Origin of the sequence: Cellulosimicrobium sp. AB352 (assembly GCF_049538415.1) — a bacterium.
GTDB lineage: Bacteria > Actinomycetota > Actinomycetes > Actinomycetales > Cellulomonadaceae > Cellulosimicrobium > Cellulosimicrobium funkei.
In genome coordinates, this window is record NZ_JBMVFX010000003.1 from 188,937 (window position 1) to 209,042 (window position 20,106).

Sequence of the window (20,106 nt, forward strand, 5' to 3'; positions counted from 1 at the left end):
GTCGCGCGGGCACCGGGCCCGCGCCGACGTACCTGACACGGGGGAGTCGTCCATGGCGGAGACCACGAACGGCACGCTCTACGACGCGGTCGTCATCGGGGCGGGCTACTCGGGCCTGGCGATGCTGCACCACCTGCGCGAGATCGGTCTGTCCGTGCTCGTCGTCGACGCCGCGGACGGGATCGGCGGTACCTGGTGGGCCAACCGCTACCCGGGCGTGCGGACCGACTCCGAGTACCTCGCGTACGCGTACTCGTTCTCGCGCGAGGTGCGCGACGAGTGGGACTGGTCCGAGCGCTACCCGCGCGGCGAGGAGATCCGCGCCTACCTCGAGTTCGTCGCCGACCGGCTCGACCTGCGCCGCGACATCCGGCTTGGCGCCGCCGTCGAGCGGGCCGAGCACTCCGACGCGACGAACCTGTGGACCCTCACCCTCGCGGACGGCTCCCGGCTGCACGCGACGTACGTCGTCTCCGCGACCGGCCTGCTCTCCCGGCCCCTGTACCCGGACCTGCCCGGGCTCGACACGTTCGCAGGGCCGGTCCACCACTCGGCCCGCTGGCCGCACGACGGCGTCGACCTGGCGGGCAAGCGCGTGGGCCTGCTCGGGGTCGGTGCCTCGGGGATCCAGATGCTGCCCGAGCTCGCGGCGGTGGCGGAGCACGTCACCGTCTTCCAGCGCACCCCCAACTATGTGCTGGAGACGACGAGCCCCGCCGTGAGGGCCGACGAGCTCGCCGCCCTGCGCGCCCGCTACGACGAGGTCTTCGAGCGCGCCGCGCGCCACCCCTTCGGTGTCCCCATGGAGATCCCCACGCGGTCCGCGCTCGAGGTCGACGCCGAGGAGCGCCGCCGCGTCTTCGAGTCCCGCTGGGAGGCGGGCGGCTTCCGGTTCGCCAACGAGTGCTTCACGGACCTCGTGTCCAGCCCCGAGGCGAGCGAGCTCGCGTCCGAGTTCCTGCGCGGCAAGATCCGCGAGGTCGTCGAGGACCCGCAGACGGCCCGCCTGCTCACCCCGACGACGTACCGCTTCATGGGCAAGCGGCCCCCGACGGGCCACGGCTACTACGCGGCGTACAACCGCGAGAACGTCGAGCTCGTCGACGTGCTGACCACGCCGGTCACGCGCGTGACGCCGCGCGGGATCGTCGTGGGGGAGGTCGAGCACGAGCTCGACGTGCTCGTGCTCGCCACGGGCTTCGACGCCATGACCGGGGCGCTCACGGCGTTCGACGTCGTCGGGCGGGACGGCGTCACCCTGCGCGAGCGCTGGGAGCGCGACGGCCTGCGCACCTACCTCGGCATCTCCGTGCACGGCTTCCCGAACTTCTTCATGTCCCTCGGTCCGCAGACGCCGCTGTCCAACCTCACGGTGCCGGTCCAGCGCGGCGCGCAGTGGCTCCAGCGCGCGCTCGCGTACGCGCGCGAGCACGGCGTCGACCGGCTCGAGGCCACGCCCGAGGCGGAGGAGTGGTGGCGCGCCGAGACGGAGCGCGCGGCCCGCGCGACCGTCATGTACGAGGAGGGCAAGAAGGCGGGCGCCTGGTTCGTGGGCGGGAACGTGCCCGGCAAGCGCGAGGAGATCGCCGTGTACCTCGGTGGCGGGCACGTCTACCAGGACGAGTGCGCCCGCGCCGCGGCCGAGCACTACGCCGGGTTCCGCCCTGGTGCGGGGCTGCCGTCGTCCCACGTCGTGCGGTCCGTGCCTGACCCGGAGCCTGTGCCCGACGTCGGTTCGGCGTCCGGGGCCGAGGACACGCCGCTGGCCGCCGGGGTCGGCGGCTGACCGGCGGGTGCGGTGCGCCCCCTGCGTGCACCGCACCCGCCGCTCACGCCGCCGGACGTGCTGCGGCCGACCGGCCGCCCACGCCGCGGTCCGGACAGCTCAGCAGGTCAGTCCCGAGCCCGGGGCGACGCCCAGCACCTCGGTGATCCGCACGTAGCGGTCCACGCGCGACTGCACCGACGCCGGGTTGCCCCCGTCGCACTCGAGCGCCCCGTTGAGCGAGTTGATCGTCTGGCCGAAGCCGGCGCCGGACACCATCGCCTGGTGCGACGTCATCACTCCGGGCCCGTTCTGGGTGTTCCAGTACCAGAGCGCGGTCTGCCACGCGACGGACGGGTCCTCCTCGACGAGCCACGGGTCGTTGAGGAGGTCGATGCCCAGGGCGTCGCCGGCGGCCTTGTAGTTGAAGTTCCAGCTGAACATGATCGGCCCGCGCCCGTAGTAGGCCGTCTGGCCCGCCGGGCAGCCGAACGGCTGCTCGTCGTCGCACTTGATCCAGTAGTTCGCCTCGTTGATCTCCTTCACGTACCGGAGCCCGACCGACTCGAAGTCCGCGTGCGTGAGGAACGCCGCGGCCTCGCGCGTCCGGGTCTCCGGCGTCCCCGTGCTGGCGAACGCCGGGTACGCACCGAGCGCGTCGACGAACCCGTCGTACGTGTAGAACGGGTGCCGCTTCGGGAAGATCGCGTCGAACTCCGTGCGGCTCACCACGAAGTCGTCCCCGCCGCCCGTGCACCGGCCCGCGTCCACCCACACGCTCGTCGACCCGGGCGTCTCCCGCTGGGTCCACCACCGCGCCGTCCAGTTCCGCCCGTGGTGCGACGCCGTCTCCCCACCCGAGTACGCGGTCGTCGGAGACCACGTCGCGGCGCACGCGGCGGCGCTCGCGGGCTGGTCGGCGCTCGCGGGGGAGAGGCCCGTTCCCGCGCCCGCCGGGGCGGTGACGGACACGGCGAGGACCGCCGAGGTGAGGACGGAGACGACGGTGGTGAGGGCGCGCCGGAAGCGAGTGCTCATGAATCCCCCTGCTGTTGCGGGCGGCCTCGTTACCGCCGCTCGCAAACCTAGCGCGAGGCATGCGACGACGACAAGGGCATGCTCGTCGCACCACGCGGAACGGCGCCCGGCCGGCACCGAAGAGGTGCGGGTCGGGCGCCGTTCGCTGTCATCCTGGGCAGGGCCGCGAGGCCCTCCGATCAGATGTCGTAGTAGAGCTCGAACTCGTGCGGGTGCGGGCGCAGGCGGATCGGGTCGATCTCGTTGGCACGCTTGTAGTCGATCCACGTCTGGATGAGGTCCGGCGTGAACACGTCGCCCTGCGTGAGGAACTCGTGGTCGGCCTCGAGGTTGTCCAGCGCCTCGGAGAGCGAGCCGGGGACCTGCTGGATCTGCGCGTGCTCCTCGGGCGGCAGCTCGTACAGGTCCTTGTCGATCGGCTCCGGCGGCTCGATGCGGTTCTTGATGCCGTCGATGCCGGCGAGGAGCTGCGCGGCGAACGCGAGGTACGGGTTGGCCGACGGGTCCGGCACGCGGAACTCGACGCGCTTCGCGGCGGCGGACGAGCCGGTCACCGGGATGCGGATGCACGCGGAGCGGTTGCGGGCCGAGTAGACCAGGTTGACCGGGGCCTCGTAGCCGGGGACCAGGCGGTGGTAGGAGTTCACCGACGGGTTGGTGAACGCGAGCAGCGACGGCGCGTGCTTGAGCAGGCCGCCGATGTACCAGCGCGCGAGGTCGGAGAGACCGCCGTAGCCCTTCTCGTCGAAGAACAGCGGCTTGCCGTCCTTCCACAGGGACTGGTGCGAGTGCATGCCCGAGCCGTTGTCGCCGAAGATCGGCTTCGGCATGAACGTGACCGACTTGCCGGCCTCGAACGCCTCGTTGCGGATGACGTACTTGAACTTCATCAGGTCGTCGGCCGCGTGCAGCAACGTGTTGAAGCGGTAGTTGATCTCCTGCTGGCCGGCGGTGCCCACCTCGTGGTGCGCGCGCTCGACCTCGAGGCCGACCTTCTCCAGCGTCGCGCACATCTCGTCGCGCAGGTCCGCGAAGCGGTCGGACGGGGAGACGGGGAAGTAGCCGCCCTTGTAGCGCGTCTTGTACGCGAGGTTGCCGCCCTCCTCCTCGCGGCCCGTGTTCCACGCCGCCTCGACGGAGTCGAGGTAGTAGAAGCTCGAGTGCTGGTTCGTCGCGAAGCGTGCCTCGTCGAAGAGGTAGAACTCGGCCTCGGGCGCGAAGAACGCCGTGTCGGCGATGCCGGTGGAGCGCAGGTACGCCTCGGCCTTGGCCGCGATGTTGCGGGGGTCGCGCGAGTACGGCTCGCCCGTGAACGGGTCGACGATGGAGAAGTTCACGACGAGCGTCTTGCGCTTGCGGTACGGGTCCACGAACGCGGTCTTGACGTCCGGCACGAGCTTCATGTCCGACTCGTGGATCGCCTGGAAGCCGCGGATCGACGACCCGTCGAACATCAGGCCGTCCTCGAACGCCGACTCGTCGAACTGCGAGACGGGGATGTTGAAGTGCTGCATGATGCCGGGCAGGTCGCAGAACCGGACGTCGACGAACTCGACGCCTTCGTTCCGCGTGAAGGCGATTGCCTCCTCCGCGTTGTTGAACATCCGTTGCTCCTTGATCGGGTGGTGCCGTCGGGCTGCGCGGCGGACGAGCCGCTGACGTGGCGCCCACGAACCTAGGCCGGGGCGGTTTCCCTGCGGTGTACCCCTTGTTTCGGTCGTGTTACGTCCCGCGTCCCCGTGTGACGATCGTGCGACACGAGGGCGCGCGGCAGCCGACGTGGGGTCGGTGTGCCGTTCGGCACGATACCGCCGTCCGGCCGCCGGCGGGCGGTCCCGTCCACCGCGTGGCACGTACGCTGGTCCCGTGGTTTCACGCGAGGACATGGGTTCGTGGCTCGAGGGCGCCCCGGGCGGCCAGAACAGCGGTCGCGGTGCGCGGCTCGGACTCCCGCCGGACGGCCCCGGCTCCCTCGCGACGCTCGGTCGGCGCGTCGTCGCGCTGGTCATCGACTGGGTCCTCGCGACCCTGGTCGCGTTCCTCTTCTTCCGGCCCGCCGCGCCGGGGTTCTTCGAGGGCATCTCGGCGCTGCCCGTCTGGTCGCAGCCGCTGGTCTTCGCGATCGAGAACGTGCTGCTCGTGAGCACGCTCGGGTTCACCGTCGGTCACCGCGTCATGGGGATCCGGGTCCGGCGACTCGCCGAGCCGGCCCGCATGGTGGGTCTCGGTCGCGGCGTGCTGCGCACGGTCCTGCTGTGCCTCGTCATCCCGGCGGTCGTGTGGGACGCCGACGGTCGCGGCCTGCACGACCGCGCCGCGGGCACCGTGCTCGTCCGCTCCTGACCCCGGCGGCCGGGGCGGCCGGATCCCCACCCCTTCGCACGACGACGCCCGGCCGGCAGAGGGAAGATCCTCGCCGACCGGGCGTCGGTCGTGGTGCAGGGTGTGTCAGCGCCCCTTGAGGCCCTTGCGGTCGGGGCGGGCCCGGGTCGGGTCGATCCCCTTCGGGATCGGCAGGCGAGAGACGCCGAGCGCGCGCAGGCGCTTGGAGACCTCCGCCGTCTCGGGCTTCGTGAGGGTCGGCTTGAGCTTCTGGACCGCGCGGGGGAGCTTGGGCAGCGCCACCTGGTCCTCGCCGTCACCGACCTGGATCGTGGTGACCGGCACGTTCGGCAGCACGCGCGCGACGCGCTTGCGCTCGGCGTCGAGCAGCCGCTTGGCGCGGTGGGGCGGGCCCTCGCTCACGAGCACGACGCCCGCGCGCCCGACGCCGCGGAACACGAGGTCCTGCGTGCGGGGGTCGATCGCGACGGGCTCCTCGTCGAACGTCCACCCGCGGCGGATCGTGCCGAGCGCGGCGCGCGCGGCGCCGGGCTGACCCTCGATCTGCTGGTAGGCGGCGCGCTCGGCGCGGCGCGTGAGGACGAACATCGCGCCCAGCGCCGCGAACGGGATGCCGACGATGAGCGTGTAGACCCACTGGCCCCACCACAGGCCGATGCCCAGCGCGACGGCGAGGATACCGACGAACACGCCGAGCATGACCCACGTGACCGCCGGGTCCTGCTTGCGGGTCATCTGGTAGGCGGCCCACACCTGGTGGTACCAGCGCTGCTTCTTGGGCTTCTTCTGCTTCGCGACCTGCTCGCCGGCGGCGGGCGCGCCGGTGCTGTCCGAGTTCTTGCGGGCCATGCCGGTCAGTCTAGTGGGGCGAGCGGGCCAGCAGGCTCGCGGCCTCCTGGCGGGACGTCGTCGGCTCGGCGAGGTGCGCGAGCGCGGCGGGGATCTCCATGCCGCGGCGCGTCATGGCCTGGCCCCAGAGCCGCCCGGCGCGGTACGACGACCGCACGAGCGGGCCGGACATGACGCCGAGGAAGCCGATCTCCTCCGCGGCGTCCGACAGCTCGACGAACTCCTCGGGCTTGACCCAGCGGTCCACCGGGTGGTGCCGCAGCGACGGGCGCAGGTACTGCGTGATCGTCACGAGGTCGCAGCCGGCGTCGTGCAGGTCCTGCAGCGCCTCCTTCGCCTCGTCGATCGTCTCGCCCATGCCGAGGATGATGTTCGACTTGGTGACGAGCCCCGCCTCGCGCGCGCGCGTGAGCACGGACAGCGAGCGCTCGTACCGGAAGCCGGGACGGATCTGCTTGAAGATGCGCGGCACCGTCTCGAGGTTGTGCGCGAGCACCTCGGGCCGGGAGTCGTTCACCTCGTCGAGCAGCTCGGGGATCGCGTTGAAGTCCGGGATGAGCAGCTCGACGCCCGTGCCGGGGTTGAGCGCGTGGATCTGGCGGACGGTCTCCGCGTAGAGCCAGGCACCGCCGTCGGGCAGGTCGTCGCGCGCGACGCCCGTGATGGTCGAGTAGCGCAGGCCCATCGCCTGGACGGACTCCGCGACGCGGCGCGGCTCGTCCGCGTCGAAGTCGGCCGGCTTGCCCGTGTCGATCTGGCAGAAGTCGCACCGGCGCGTGCACTGGTCACCGCCGATGAGGAACGTCGCCTCGCGGTCCTCCCAGCACTCGAAGATGTTGGGACAGCCCGCCTCCTCGCAGACCGTGTGCAGACCCTCGCGCTTCACGAGCCCCTTGAGCTCGGAGTACTCCGGGCCCATGGTCGCGCGGGTCTTGATCCACTCGGGCTTCTTCTCGATCGGCGTCGCGGCGTTGCGGGCCTCGACCCGCAGCATGCGCCGTCCTTCAGGTGCGATCGTCACGGGTGTCTCCCGGTCGTCGTGGCGAGTGAGCGCCGACGTCGCGCCGAGCAAACGGGCGGGCGGCGCACCGTTCGGGTGCGCGCCCTGGTACGGCGCCGGACTCCGGTCAGACTACGCGCTCACGCTCGTCGTCTCCCGCGCGTCGCTCACCCTGTGGACGTGACGTCAGCGACACCCCGGTCACGACGAGCAGGGCCGCCGCGACGACCGGCAGCGCGAACGCGCTCGTCGTCGAGACGGTGTCGGCGAGCGCACCGCCCCCGGACGCACCGATCGCGACGCCGACGACGTTCGCGCTGGCCACGAGCGTCATGGCCGACGCCGTCCGCCCGGCCGGCGCGCGCTCGCCCGCGACGGTGAACACGGTGACCATGACGGGCCCGACGAACAGGCCGGTCGCTGCGACGGCGACGACGACGGCGGTCAGCGAGCCGCCCGCGGCCGCGAGCACGAGACCGGCCGTGCCGACCAGGAGCCCGGCCGCGAACGTGATCCAGCGGCTGCGCAGCCCCCAGCGGCGGGGGAGGGCGACCACGGAGAGCGCGGTGATCGCGGAGCCGACGCCCATGACGGCGTACACGAGCCCCGCGCTGCCGGGCACGCCCGCGTCGCGCGTGAGGGCGGTGAGCGCGGCCTGGGTCCCGCCGAACAGCAGCCCCATGGCGAGCATCCCGACGAGGACGACCGCCTCGCGACGCACGAGCGCGGCCGTCCCGCCGTCCGCCGCACCGGCCGTCGCGGCGTGCGGGCCGTGGCCGTGCGGCGTGGTCGCGCGCGCCGTGGGGTGGAGCGCGAACGCGGCGCCGAACACGGCGATGCCACCGGCCGCGGCGAGCACCGCGACCTGGGGCGAGCCCGCGGACGCGAGGACGCCCACGAGGGCGGGCCCCAGGACGAAGCTCACCTCGTCGGCCGTGCTCTCGTAGCTCATCGCGGCCTCGACGGTGCGCGGCTCGTCGGGCGCGAGACGCAGCCAGCGCACGCGGGCCAGCGGACCGACCTGGGGAGCGCTCGCGCCGGTCGCCGCCGCGGCGAGCAGCACCGCGGCCGTGGCGCCGGGCGCGGACGCCGAGAGGACGAGCGCCAGCACGGCGACCGTCGCGACCGGCACGCACACGAGCAGGACCCGGCGCTGACCGACGCGGTCGGCGAGCGCGCCCTGGGTCGGGCCGCCGAGCGCCGTCCCGAGCGCCGTCGCCGCGGAGGCGAGGCCGCCGAGCGCGACCGACGACGTCGTCGACGACACGAGCAAGAGTGTCCCGATCGTCAGCATGGAGAACGGCAGGCGCGCGAGGAACGCGACGGGGAGGAACGCGCGGCCCGCGAGCTGGGGGAGCCGGGCGTAGCCCGTGCGGACGGGAGCGCCGCCGGGCGGGGGAGGTGCGGGGGTGCGGGGGCGCGACGTCGCGCGCGCGGGGGTGGTGGTCATGCGGTCCAGGTCCTCGGGGTACGTCCAGCCGCGCGCCGACCCACCCGTACTCCGGCGCGCGAGGATTCCCTGGAGCCTCCAGCCTATCCCGCGAGCGCGGCCGGCGGGGCGTCCGGAGCGTCGGCCGCGAGCAGCGGGCCGAGCGCCGTCCCGAGCGCGTCGACGAGGAGCGGCGAGACCTCGGCGAGCGTGACCTCGCGGCCGAGCTCCGCCGTGAGCGACGTCACGTCGGCGTCCTCGATGCCGCACGGGACGATCCGCTCGAACCTCGACAGGTCGGGCACGCAGTTCAGCGCGAGGCCGTGCATCGTCACGCCGCGCGCGACCCGCACGCCGATTGCGCAGACCTTGCGCTCGCGGCGGGTCTCGTCGGCCGCGACCCAGACCCCGCTGCGGCCCTCGACGCGCATCGTCGCGAGCCCGAGGCGGCTGCAGACCGCCATGACGGCCTCCTCGAGCGCCCGGACGTACGCGACGACGTCCACGGGCTCGGCGAGCCGGACGATCGGGTAGACGACCTGCTGGCCCGGGCCGTGCCAGGTGATCTTCCCGCCGCGGTCGACGTCCACGACGGGCGTGCCGTCGTCGGGCCGGTCCGAGCGGTTCGTGCGGCGGCCGGCCGTGTAGACGTCCGGGTGCTCGACGAGGATCAGGGTGTCCGGCCGCGTGCCCGCGACGACGTCGTCGTGCACCGCGCGCTGGAGGTCCCAGGCCTCGTGGTAGTCCGTGATCCCCGGCAGCGCGAGCAGGTCCATCGGGTCAGGCTAACGCTCGTCGCCCGGTGTGCGGGGGAGGGTCTCGAGGAGGGTGAGGAGCGCCGCGCGCATGGCGGCGATCTGCTCGTCGTCGAGGCCGCGGGTCGCGAGGTCCTCCGCGGGGCGGCGGCGCGCCGCCGCGAGCCCGGCCGCGCGCCCGGCGTCGGTGATGGCCACGGCCCGACGGCGGCGGTCGGCCGGGTCGTCGGTGCGCGTCACGTAGCCGGCCCGCTCGAGCCGCGCCACGATCCGGCTCATGGTCTGCTCGGTGACGCCCGACTCGTCCGCGAGGACGCGCTGGGACCGCGGCCCGGCGAGCAGGTGCATGAGCACGGGGAAGCCGGCGTGGTTGAGGTCCCACTGCCCGAGGTGGGCGTTCCACTCCCGTTCGATCCGGCGCGCGACGGCGAAGAGCAGCCGGCCGGTGGCCCACTCCTGGGGGTCGCCGGGGGTGGGGTCGCCGACGTCCGGGTCGACGTGCGGCCCGGTGCGGTCCCTCGGTGCAAGCTCCAACGTGCATTCCTCCCTCCACCATGGCACCATTCCTCAGCATGCTGAGCAATCGGACGGGCGGGTTCCTCCGCGGACTGATCATTGTCGCAGTCATCGGTCTCTGGATGGCCATCGGCGCACTGGGTGGTCAGGCGCAGGGTCGTCTGAGCAGCGTGCAGACCAACGACGCCGCGGCGTTCCTGCCCGCGAGCGCGGAGTCGACGCGCGCAGCCGAGGTCGCGCGGGAGTTCACCGACTCCGAGACGCTGCCCGCGCTCGTCGTCGCGACGACCGGCGATGGGAGCGCGCTCACTCCCGACGACCTCGCGGCGCTCGACGCCTACGCGCAGGCCGTCCCCGCCGCGCCGCTCGAGGGGACCTCGGGCGACGAGCCCGCGACCGTGGGCGACGTCTCGATCGCCGACCCGGTCCTCGTGCCGTCCGAGGACGGGGAGGCCGCGCTCGTCGTCGTCTCGCTCGACGCGTCCGTCGCGTCGGACCGCGTGGGGGCGGACGAGAGCAGCGTGAGCGAGCTCGCCGTCGGCGCGCTGCGCGACCTCGCCGCCGCGGACGCGGCCGACGGCGGCCTCGCCGGCACGTCGCTCGACGTGTGGGTCACCGGCCCCGCCGGGTTCGTCGCCGACCTCGTTACGGCCTTCGGCGGGATCGACACCGTGCTGCTGCTCGTCGCGCTCGGTGCGGTGCTCGTCATCCTCGCGGTCGTCTACCGCTCGCCGATCCTGCCGTTCATCGTCATCCTCACGGCCGTGCTCGCCCTGACGCTCGCCGGTCTCGTCGTCTACGAGCTCGCGGCGGCGGACGTCCTGACGCTCAACGGGCAGTCCCAGGGCATCCTCTCGATCCTCGTCGTCGGGGCCGCGGTCGACTACTCGTTGCTCGTGGTGGCCCGCTACCGCGAAGAGCTGCGCCTCGTCCGGTCGACGGCGACGGCGCTGCGCCGTGCCGTGCGGGCCTCGGTCGAGCCGATCGCGGCGAGCGCCGGCACCGTCATCGCGGGTCTGCTCTGCCTGCTCCTGTCCGACCTGTCGTCCAACCGCAGCCTCGGCCCCGTCGCGGCGATCGGCATCGCCGCGGCGTTCGTCGCCGCGCTCACGCTCCTGCCGGCGCTCCTGCTCGTCGCGGGGCAGCGGTCCCGCGCGCTGTTCTGGCCGCGCATGCCGCGGTACGACGCCGACCACGCGGCCCACGAGGCCGCCGTCGCCCAGGCGTCGCCCGAGAACGAGAACAGCGTGAGCATCGAGGGGCACGGCGTGTGGTCGCGCGTCGCGAGCTTCGTCGGCCGCCACGACCGGCGCGTGTGGATCGTCACGGCGCTCGTCCTGGCCGCGTGCGCCGCGTTCGTGCCGACGCTCGACGCCGAGGGGACCGGCGACTCGGAGGTGTTCCTGGCGGACGTCGACTCCGTCGCGGGCGAGGAGGCGCTCACCGCGCACTTCGAGGGCGTGTCCGCGCAGCCGGCGACCGTCATCGCCCCCGAGGCGGACCTCGACGCCGTCGTCACGGCGGCCGAGAGCACGGACGGCGTCGCCGCGGCGACCCCCGTCACCGACCAGCCCGCCGTCGCCCCCGGGGCCCCCGCGCAGGGCGACCCGCTCGTCGTCGACGGGCAGGTGCGCGTCGACGTCACGACCGAGGCGCCGTCCGACAGCCAGGAGGCCGTGGAGACGGTCTCGGCGCTGCGCGACGCCGTGCACGAGGTCTCGCCCGAGGCCGTCGTCGGCGGTGCCGCGGCCGAGCGCCTGGACACCCAGCTCGCGGGGCAGCGCGACCTGCGGGTCATCGTGCCCGTCGTGCTGGTCGTGATCCTGCTGATCCTCATCCTGCTGCTGCGGTCCGTGCTCGCGCCCGTGCTGCTCATGCTCGCGAACGTGCTGTCGTTCGGGGCCGCGCTCGGCGTCGCCGCGATCGTCTTCAACCACGTGCTCGACTTCCCCGGCGCGGACCCGGCCGTCCCGCTCTACGCGTTCTGCTTCCTCGTCGCGCTGGGCGTGGACTACTCGATCTTCCTCATGACGCGGGTGCGCGAGGAGAGCCTGCGCGTCGGGACGCGGCGCGGCGTGCTGCGCGGGCTCGCGGTCACGGGGTCGGTCATCACGTCCGCGGGCGTGGTGCTCGCGGCCACGTTCGCCGCGCTCGGGATCATCCCGCTGCTCTTCCTCGCCCAGCTCGCGTTCATCGTCGCGTTCGGCGTCCTCGTCGACACCCTCGTGGTGCGGTCGCTCCTCGTGCCCGCCCTCGTGCACGACGTCGGGCGTCGCGCCTGGTGGCCGAGCGCCCTCGGGCGTCTGGACCGCGGTCCGGGGGAGCCTGCTCAGCCCGCCGGGAGCGGCTCGGCGGGGCAGTCCGACAGCACGCGCGCCATCGCCTCCGACTCCGACGGCGTGACCGAGAGCTCGTAGGCCGCCTTCACGGCGATCTGCCGGGCGACGTACGGGCACCGGAACGCGTGGTTCGGGGGCAGCCACGCCGACGCGTCGCGCGCGCCCTTCGACTGGTTCGCCGGGCCGTCGGACGCGAGCAGGTTGAGGGGGTCGTTCGCGAACTGCCGACGCGTCTCGTCGTCCCAGGCGCGAGCGCCCTTGCGCCACGCGTCGAGCAGCGGCACGACGTGGTCGATCTGGACCGCCGCGCTCGTCGCGTTGCCGCGGCGGAAGTCGATCGTCTCGCCCGTGTACGGGTCGTCGAAGGTCCCGGTGCGGACCTCGCAGACGTCGCCGCGCGTCGAGAAGGTCAGGTCCGTGAGGTCGCGCGCGAGGATGTCGTTGCGGGTGTCGCACCCGTTGCCGTCGACGTCGGCCCACGCCGCGCCGAACAGCGCGCGCTCGTAGCCGGTGTCCGGACCGGGGCCCTTGACCTCGAGGCCGGCGAGGGCCTCGAGCGCGCTCCCGGCGACCGGCTCCGGGTCGGTGTCCGCCGCGACGGACCGCTGGTTGATGACGTTCGCGACGACGATCGCGATCGCCAGGGCGATGAGGACGTAGCGCAGGACGCTCCGACGAGGGACCTGGCGGCTCGTGGTGCTCAAGGGTCGACCTTCCCGAAACCGAATCTCGGCCCGACCCCCGCGAGACGGTACGCAGCGCTCCATATCGGACCAACGCGCACATTCTGCCAGGTCGCCCGAGGTGCTCCGACCCGCGCCCGGAACGCCTCGGGCACCCGTCCGCGACGCGGCTAGATTGGTCCGCATGGACACCGCCGCACGCACGCTCAGGGTCGGGATCGTCGGGTACGGAGGGGCCGGTCGAGGCATCCACGCACGTCTCGTGCGCGAGGCCGGGCACACCGTCGCGGCCGTCGTCGTGCGCTCGCCGGTGCGACGCGCCGCCGCCACTGAGGACTGGCCCGGCGTGCACCTGCACGACGACGTCGAGGCCCTCCTCGCCGACCGCGCGGCCTACGACGTCGTCGTCGTGGCCAGCCCGTCCGCGCTCCACGCGGACCACGCGACGGCGCTCGTGCGCGCGGGCGTCCCCGTCGTGGTGGACAAGCCGCTCGCCCTGGGCGCCACGGCGTCGCGCGCCGTCGTCGACGCCGCGGAGGAGGCGGGGACCCCGCTCACCGTCTTCCAGAACCGCCGGTGGGACCCGGAGCAGCTGACGCTGCGGTCCGTGCTCGGCCGCGGCGACCTCGGCCGGGTCCACACGTTCGAGCGCCGCTGGGAGCGCTGGCGTCCCGTGCCGCAGCAGCGCTGGAAGGAGAACGACCTCGTCGGAGGCGGCCTGCTCCTCGACCTCGGCCCGCACCTCGTCGACTCCGCCACCCAGCTCTTCGGCCCCGTCACCGGGGTGTGGGCCGAGCTCCGCTCGCACACGACCCCCACCGAGGACGACGTGTTCCTCGTGCTCCACCACGCCCCGGACGCCGACGGGAACGCCGTCGTGAGCCGCCTGTGGGCGGGGTCCGTCGTCGGCGCGCCCGGCCCGCGCACGCGCGTGCTCGGCACGGGCGGGGCGTACGTCGTCACGACGTTCGAGAACGACGCGTCGCCCTTCGAGGTGTTCGACGACGCCGCGCCCGCGGGCACCCTCGGCTGGGTCACGCGCGGTCGCGAGCGCGAGCCCGTGCCGCAGGCCCCCGGCGGGCACGCGGACTTCTACCGCGCGGTCGCCGCATGGCTGCTCGACGACGGCCCCGTGCCGGTCGACCCGCGCGACGCCGTCCGCACGGCCGAGGTGCTCGACGCCGCGCGCCGCAGCGCGCGGGAGGGTCGCCTGCTCGACGTGTGACGGCGCGCGTCCCCGGAACTGGCCCGGGGCAGACTCGTCCTGTGGACGACGGCTCGCGCGGGCGTGTCGTGCGGTGGGATGGGGGCATGCCGTCGTCGTCCCGCCGCCCGCGCCCGCCCGGGCCGTCCGTCGCCGACCTCGGGCCGGCGCTCGCCGCGGCGGGGTGGTCGCTGCGGCGGGAGCCGGGCGCGGTCGGCGGGGTGGTCGCCCGCGACGCCGCCGGGACGGTGTGCGAGGTCGCGCTGCTCGCGGCGCCCGCGGACCCGGGGGCGCGGGCCGCGCTCGTCGAGCACCTGCGCGGGCTCGGCGGGGAGCACGAGCACCTCGCGGCGGTGCGCGGCGTCGTGGCGGCGGACGGGTCGTCGCTCGCCGTCCTCGTCGACCACGTCGGCGGGCTGCGCCTCGACGAGCTCGCCGCCGCGCGCGAGCCGCTCCGCGCGGGGGAGGCGGTGACGGTCCTCGTCCCGGTCGCCCAGGCGCTGACGGCGCTCCACCGCGAGGGTCGCAGCCACGGCGTCCTGGACGCCGCGTCGGTCGTCGTCGCCCCGGACGGCCGGACGGTGCTGCGCCCGCCGCTGGCGCCCACGACGGCGTCGAGCGCCGACGACGTCCGCGACCTCGCCCGCACGGTCCTCGGTCTCGTCCCTCCGCCCGCGTCGAGCCACCCCGCGCACGCGGCGCCGCCCGACCCCGACGAGGCGCGGGCCCTCGCCGCGCTGCACGCGGAGCTCGCCGTCGCGCTCCGCGACGACCCGGCCGCCCGTCCCGCCGTCGGGACGTTCGCCGCGCGCTGCTACGACGCGGTCGAGCCGCAGCCGATCGTCATGCCGGACCCCGCGCGGCTCGTCGCAGGCGCCCTGGCGGGTCGGCGAGCTCCCCGCCCGGCGGTGCCGGGGCGGCGAGCGGCCCGCGACGACGTGGCCGCGGCGCCCGGCCGTCGTGGGGTGCGCGCGATCCCGGAGCGCCCGCGGCGCGGGGCGCCGCTGTCCGGCCTCGGGCGCGGGGCGAGGGCCGGTGCGCACGCCCGCCGGCCGGACCGGCGGCGACTCCCGTGGTCCGGCCGCACGACGACGGCCCTCCTCGGCGGCGCGGTGCTCGTCGTGGCGGTGGTCGTCGCGCTCGCGGTCGGCACGCCGTGGTCCTCGCCCGTGCGCGACGACGGTCCCGCGACCACCCGCACGGCGTCGGCCGCGGATCCGGCGACCGACCCCACGCTCGACCGGGCCGACCCGCTCGGTGCGGCGCGCACCCTCACGGCGCGGCGGCTGGAGCTGCTCGCGGACGGTGCGGGGGACCTGTCCGCGGTGGTGGTCGCCGATTCGGCCGCGGAGGCCCGCGACGCCGAGCTGCTCGCCGCGCTCGACGGCGTCGACGTGGTCGGGGCACGGGCCGAGGTCTTCGACGCCCGGCACGTCGAGCCCCGGCGGCCGGATGCCGACGAGGGGCACGGGGACGAGGTCGCGACGGTGGCCGTGGACTACACGGTGTCGGCCCACCACCAGCGCACGGCCGCGGGCGAGGTGGCGGTGCCCGCCACGCCGCGGACCACGGCCGTCCTGGTGCTGCGGTGGACCGACGCGGGGTGGCGCGTCGCCGAGGCGCGATGACCTCGCCCGTGCCGCAGGGCGAGCCGTCGTCAAGCGCGCCGGGTGCCGTCCGCGGGGAGGCCCGGCTGTGAGGACCGCCGGTCAGCGGCTCTCGACGACCTCGCGCGCGGCGTCCTCCAGGACGGGGTCGGACCACGTGAACCCGCTCGCCTCGAGCACGGTGGGCAGGGCGCGCTGGGAGCCGAGGATGTCGGACGCGAGCTCGCCGAGCGCGACGTGCAGGGCGAACGACGGCACCGCGAGCACGGCAGGACGGTGCAGCGCCCGCGCGAGCGCCCGGGTGATCTCGGCGTTGGTCGCCGGGTGCGGGGCGGACAGGTTGACGGGGCCGTGCACGGGCGCGGTGAGGAGGTGCTGCAGCGCGGCGACCTCGTCGCGCAGCGTGATCCAGCTCCAGTACTGCGTCCCGGGGCCGAGGCGCCCGCCCACGCCGAGCCGCAGGAGGGGCAGCAGCCGGCCGAGCGCGCCGCCGTCGGGGGAGAGGACGATGCCGGTGCGGGCGTGCACGACGCGGACCCCTGCCTGCTCGGCGGGAGCGGTCGCGGCCTCCCACTCGCGGACCAGCCGCGCGAGGAAGCCGTCTCCCGACGCGGACGTCTCCGTGAGCACCTGGGAGCCCCGGTCGCCGTAGTACCCGATGGCGGAGCCCTGGAGCCAGACCGGCGGCGGCGCGTCGAGGCCGGCGATCGTGCGGGCGAGCAGCCCGGTGGTGCGCGTGCGGGACGTGACGAGCGTCCGCTTGTACGCCGTCGTCCAGCGGTGGTCGCCGATGCCCGCTCCGGCGAGGTTGACGACGGCGTCCGCCCCCGCGAGCACGCCCGGGTCCAGCCGGCCGGAGTCGGGGTCCCACTCGTGCTCGTCCGAGGTCTGCGGTGCGCGGCGCACGAGGCGGCGCACGTGATGACCGTCCGCGCGCAGACGTTCGAGCAGCTCGGTGCCGATGAGCCCGTGCGAGCCCGCCACGACGATGTCCATGGGGACACGCTACGGGTCTGCGGCGGACTCGGCACGGTCCGCGGGACGCATCCGCGGCCGGGAGGGAGGGACGAGCGAGGGCCCCGACCGGCGTGCGGTCGGGGCCCTCGTCAGCGTCGCGCCGGAGCAGGCCGGCGCGGTCCGCGGCGGGTGCCGCGGAGCGGGTCCGTCAGAGGCCGACCTCGGCCTCGAACGCGCCCTCCTCGATGCGGTTCTTGATGGTGGTGAGGAAGCGCGCGGCGTCCGCACCGTCGACCAGGCGGTGGTCGTAGGACAGGAAGATGAAGCACGTCGAGCGGATGCCGATCGTGTCGTTCCCGTCCACGTCCGTCACCACGACGGGGCGCTTCGTGATCGTGCCCGTGCCGAGGATCGCGACCTGGCCGACCGGGACGATCGGCGTGTCGAAGACGGCGCCGCCCGAGCCGGTGTTCGTGATCGTGAACGTGGCGCCCGCGAGCTCGTCCGGACCGACCTTGTTGGCACGCGTGCGCGCGCCGAGGTCGGCGATCTTGCGCGCGATGCCGGCGAGGTTGAGGTCGCCCGCGTCCTTGATGACGGGGACCACGAGGCCGCGCTCGGTGTCGACCGCGATGCCCACGTTCTCCTGGCCGTGGTAGGTGATCTCGTCCTCGGCGAAGGTCGCGTTGATCTTCGGGTAGGCCTTGAGCGCCTCGACCGCGGCGAGCGTGAAGAACGGCAGGAACGTGAGGTTCGCGCCCTCGCGTGCCTTGAAGTCCGCCTTGGCGCGGTTGCGCAGGGCGGCGACGCGCGTGACGTCGACCTCGACCGCCGTCGTGAGCTGGGCCTGCGTGCTCAGCGCCTCGACCATGCGGCTGGCGACCAGCTTGCGCAGGCGGCTCGTCTTCTCGGTCGTGCCGCGCAGGGGGGAGACCGCCGGGACCGACGCCTTCTTCGGGGCGCCACCGGCCGCGGGGGCGGCCGGTGCGGCAGCGGCGGGCGCCGCCTTGGCCTCCTCGGCCTTGCGGGCTGCCTCGAGCACGTCCTCCTTGCGGATGCGGCCGCCGACGCCCGTGCCCGTGAGGGACGAGAGGTCGACGCCCTTGTCCGCGGCGAGCTTGCGCACGAGCGGCGTGAGGTACGTGCCGCCGGCCTTGGCGGCCGGGGCCGGGGTCGCGCCAGGAGCCGACGGCGCGGCCGGCTTCTCGGCTGCCGGAGCGGGGGCGCTCGTCGCGGGGGCGGGCGTCTCCTCCTGCGCGGCCTGCGCGGGGACGTCCGCCTCGCTCGCCGGGGTGCGCGCCTCGGTCGGCGCCTCCTCCTGCTTCGGAGCCTCCTGCTTCGGAGCCTCCTGCTTCGGCGCCTCCTGCGCGGGCTGCTCGGCCGGAGCGGCGGGGGCCGCGGCCGGGGCGGCACCGGAGCCGACGATCGCGAGCACGGCGCCGACCTCGACCGTCTCGTCCTCCTGGACGAGGATCTGCTGGACGGTGCCCGCGACGGGCGACGGGACCTCGGTGTCGACCTTGTCGGTCGAGACCTCGAGCAGCGGCTCGTCGACCTCGACGGTGTCGCCGACCGACTTGAGCCACCGCGTGACGGTGCCCTCGGTGACGGACTCGCCGAGCGCCGGGAGCTTGATCTCCTCACCGCCACCGGCGGAGTCGCCGGACGGCGCGGGCTGCTCGGCGGGCGCGGGGGCGGCGGGCGCCTCCTGGGCGGCCGGCTGCTCCGGCTCCGGCGCGGCCTGCGGGGCCGGAGCCTCGGTCTCGGCCTCGGCGGGGGCCGGCGCGGAGCCGCCACCGCCCGAGCCGTCGCCGATCACGGCGAGGTTCGCGCCGACCTCGACGGTCTCGTCCTCCTGGACGAGGATCTGCTCGAGCGTGCCCGCGACGGGCGACGGGATCTCGGTGTCGACCTTGTCGGTCGAGACCTCGAGCAGCGGCTCGTCGACGGCGACGGTGTCGCCGACCGACTTGAGCCAACGGGTGACGGTGCCTTCGGTGACGGACTCGCCGAGGGCCGGCATCTGCACGTTCTCAGACATGACCTGCCTGGTCTCCTTCGATCGTTGGGGTCAGTTGTGGGCGTGCAGAGGCTTGCCGGCCAGGGCCAGGTGCGCCTCTCCGAGTGCCTCGTTCTGGGTGGGGTGGGCATGGACCAGGGCGGCGACGTCCTCGGGGTACGCCTCCCAGCCCACGATCAGCTGGCCCTCGCCGACGAGCTCGCCGACGCGGGCGCCGATCATGTGCACGCCGACGACGGGACCGTCCTTGCGGCGCACGAGCTTGACGAAGCCGCTCGTCCCGAGGATCTTGCTCTTGCCGTTGCCGGCGAGGTTGTACTCGAGGGACTCGACCTGGTCGGCCCCCCACGTCTCGGCGGCGTCGGCCTCGGTGACGCCGACGGACGCGACCTCTGGCTCGCAGTACGTGACCCGGGGGATGGACGACTCGACGATCGGCGTCGGGTCGAGGCCCGCGATCTGCTCCGCGAGGAAGATGCCCTGCGCGAAGCCGCGGTGGGCGAGCTGGAGGCCGGGGACGATGTCGCCCGCGGCCCAGATGTTGCCGACGCCCGTGTGCAGGCGCTCGTCGACGATCACGAAGCCGCGGTCGAGCGTGAGGCCCTGCTCCTCGAACCCGAGGTCCGCGGTGCGCGGGCCGCGCCCGACGGCGACGAGCAGCAGCTCGGCCTCGAACGTCTTGCCGGACTCGAGGGCCACGGTGACCCCGGAGTCGGTCTCCTTGACGCCGGCGAACCGGTCGCCGAGCGAGAACGCGATGCCCCGCTTGCGGAACGCGCGCTCGAGCGCCTTCGACAGCGCCACGTCCTCGTTCGGCACGAGGTGGGGCAGCGCCTCGACGATCTGGACGTCGGCGCCGAACGACTTCCACACGCTCGCGAACTCGACGCCGATGACGCCGCCGCCGAGCACGACGACCGACTTCGGCACGCGGTCGAGCCGCAGCGCCTGGTCGGACGTGACGACCCGGCCCCCGATCTCGAGACCGGGCAGCGACCGCGCGTACGAGCCGGTGGCGAGCACGACGTGGCGGCCGGTGTAGCGGGTGCCGTCGACCTCGACCGTGTCCTGCGACACGAGGCGCCCGTGGCCCTCGACGTACGTGATGCCGCGCGAGGAGACGAGTCCCTGGAGGCCCTTGTACAGACCGGCGACGACGCCGTCCTTGTACGCGTTGACCCCCGCCATGTCGATGCCCTCGAGCGTGCTGCGCACGCCGAACTTCGCGCCCTCGCGGGCGCCGTCGGCGAGCTCGGCCGCGTGGAGCAGCGCCTTGGTGGGGATGCACCCGTTGTGCAGGCAGGTGCCGCCGAGCCGGCCCGACTCGACGAGCGCGACGTCGAGACCGAGCTGGGCGGCACGCAGCGCGGTGGCGTAGCCGGCGCTGCCTCCGCCCAGGACGACGACGTCGAATGGTGTGCCGGGTTCGGCCACGTGCGACTCCTTCAGCGAGGGGAGAGCGAGAGCGGGCGTCCACGGCACGACGGCGGGCCGGACGGGAACCGCTGACCCACGGTGCGTGAACGTTCTCCGGGAGCCATCTTGGCACCTCGGGGACGGGCTCCCCAATCGAAACCTGGGCCGTACGGCTGTGACGATGG

The 20,106-nt window shown here is 74.4% G+C and carries 16 protein-coding genes; 5 read left to right on the top strand and 11 right to left on the bottom strand.

The genetic code is table 11. The annotated features are described in order from the left end of the window. Positions 1-52: 52 nt before the first annotated feature. Positions 53-1,786: a flavin-containing monooxygenase gene (locus ACPCUX_RS03800; protein ID WP_021482456.1), complete on the top strand. Its 1,734-nt coding sequence runs from the start codon at positions 53-55 to the stop codon at positions 1,784-1,786. Positions 1,787-1,885: 99 nt separating this feature from the next. On the opposite strand, the gene ACPCUX_RS03805 is transcribed toward ACPCUX_RS03800, so the two are convergent. Both ACPCUX_RS03805 and glnA read right to left on the bottom strand, forming a co-directional pair. Beyond that, positions 1,886-2,803: a glycoside hydrolase family 19 protein gene (locus ACPCUX_RS03805; RefSeq protein WP_415296291.1), complete on the bottom strand. Its 918-nt coding sequence runs from the start codon at positions 2,801-2,803 to the stop codon at positions 1,886-1,888. A 179-nt stretch (positions 2,804-2,982) separates the two neighbouring features. After that, the gene (glnA, locus tag ACPCUX_RS03810) at positions 2,983-4,407 is read right to left on the bottom strand and encodes a type I glutamate--ammonia ligase (protein WP_061269191.1); all 1,425 of its coding nucleotides are present in this window, start codon (positions 4,405-4,407) and stop codon (positions 2,983-2,985) included. 262 nt (positions 4,408-4,669) lie between these two features. Between glnA and ACPCUX_RS03815 the strand changes: the two genes are divergently transcribed. After that, complete coding sequence (locus tag ACPCUX_RS03815; protein WP_043656555.1) at positions 4,670-5,146, top strand: RDD family protein; 477 nt, start codon at positions 4,670-4,672, stop codon at positions 5,144-5,146. Between the two features lie 105 nt (positions 5,147-5,251). On the opposite strand, the gene ACPCUX_RS03820 is transcribed toward ACPCUX_RS03815, so the two are convergent. From ACPCUX_RS03820 to ACPCUX_RS03840, 5 genes are all read right to left on the bottom strand, one after another. Next, a complete protein-coding gene (locus ACPCUX_RS03820; protein ID WP_021480396.1) occupies positions 5,252-5,995 on the bottom strand; it encodes a DUF4191 domain-containing protein in 744 nt (247 codons plus the stop codon). Positions 5,996-6,005: 10 nt separating this feature from the next. Next, entirely contained in the window at positions 6,006-7,016 is a 1,011-nt protein-coding gene (gene lipA, locus ACPCUX_RS03825) for a lipoyl synthase (RefSeq protein WP_163186892.1), read from the bottom strand. Between the two features lie 106 nt (positions 7,017-7,122). Continuing rightward, entirely contained in the window at positions 7,123-8,445 is a 1,323-nt protein-coding gene (locus ACPCUX_RS03830; RefSeq protein WP_423388193.1) for an MFS transporter, read from the bottom strand. Positions 8,446-8,528: 83 nt separating this feature from the next. Then, on the bottom strand, positions 8,529-9,200 hold the full coding sequence (gene lipB, locus ACPCUX_RS03835) for a lipoyl(octanoyl) transferase LipB (RefSeq protein WP_137281109.1): 672 nt from the start codon (positions 9,198-9,200) through the stop codon (positions 8,529-8,531). A gap of 9 nt (positions 9,201-9,209) precedes the next feature. Continuing rightward, positions 9,210-9,713, bottom strand: a complete 504-nt coding sequence (locus ACPCUX_RS03840) for a MarR family winged helix-turn-helix transcriptional regulator (RefSeq protein ID WP_255438072.1) — start codon at positions 9,711-9,713, stop codon at positions 9,210-9,212. Positions 9,714-9,817: 104 nt separating this feature from the next. On the opposite strand from ACPCUX_RS03840, the gene ACPCUX_RS03845 reads away from it, so the two are divergent. Next, positions 9,818-12,112, top strand: a complete 2,295-nt coding sequence (locus ACPCUX_RS03845; RefSeq protein WP_423388194.1) for an MMPL family transporter — start codon at positions 9,818-9,820, stop codon at positions 12,110-12,112. On the opposite strand, the gene ACPCUX_RS03850 is transcribed toward ACPCUX_RS03845, so the two are convergent. Then, a complete protein-coding gene (locus tag ACPCUX_RS03850) occupies positions 12,025-12,738 on the bottom strand; it encodes an HNH endonuclease family protein (protein ID WP_253705625.1) in 714 nt (237 codons plus the stop codon). The two genes, ACPCUX_RS03845 and ACPCUX_RS03850, sit on opposite strands and share 88 nt — an antisense overlap. Positions 12,739-12,901: 163 nt before the next feature. Here ACPCUX_RS03850 and ACPCUX_RS03855 point away from each other — a divergent pair, with 163 nt between their 5' ends. Together ACPCUX_RS03855 and ACPCUX_RS03860 are read left to right on the top strand one after the other, a co-directional pair. Next, complete coding sequence (locus tag ACPCUX_RS03855; protein WP_085387750.1) at positions 12,902-13,942, top strand: Gfo/Idh/MocA family protein; 1,041 nt, start codon at positions 12,902-12,904, stop codon at positions 13,940-13,942. An 86-nt stretch (positions 13,943-14,028) separates the two neighbouring features. Then, positions 14,029-15,549, top strand: coding sequence for a hypothetical protein (locus ACPCUX_RS03860; RefSeq protein ID WP_396051991.1), 1,521 nt, complete (start codon positions 14,029-14,031; stop codon positions 15,547-15,549). Between the two features lie 81 nt (positions 15,550-15,630). Here ACPCUX_RS03860 and ACPCUX_RS03865 read toward each other — a convergent pair whose 3' ends face one another. The 3 genes from ACPCUX_RS03865 to lpdA form a co-directional block, all read right to left on the bottom strand. Continuing rightward, positions 15,631-16,524, bottom strand: coding sequence for a TIGR01777 family oxidoreductase (locus ACPCUX_RS03865; protein ID WP_043660186.1), 894 nt, complete (start codon positions 16,522-16,524; stop codon positions 15,631-15,633). Positions 16,525-16,693: 169 nt separating this feature from the next. Next, on the bottom strand, positions 16,694-18,526 hold the full coding sequence (gene sucB, locus ACPCUX_RS03870; protein WP_137281114.1) for a 2-oxoglutarate dehydrogenase, E2 component, dihydrolipoamide succinyltransferase: 1,833 nt from the start codon (positions 18,524-18,526) through the stop codon (positions 16,694-16,696). 30 nt (positions 18,527-18,556) lie between these two features. After that, positions 18,557-19,939, bottom strand: a complete 1,383-nt coding sequence (gene lpdA / locus ACPCUX_RS03875) for a dihydrolipoyl dehydrogenase (protein WP_034652939.1) — start codon at positions 19,937-19,939, stop codon at positions 18,557-18,559. Between the last annotated feature and the right edge of the window lie 167 nt (positions 19,940-20,106).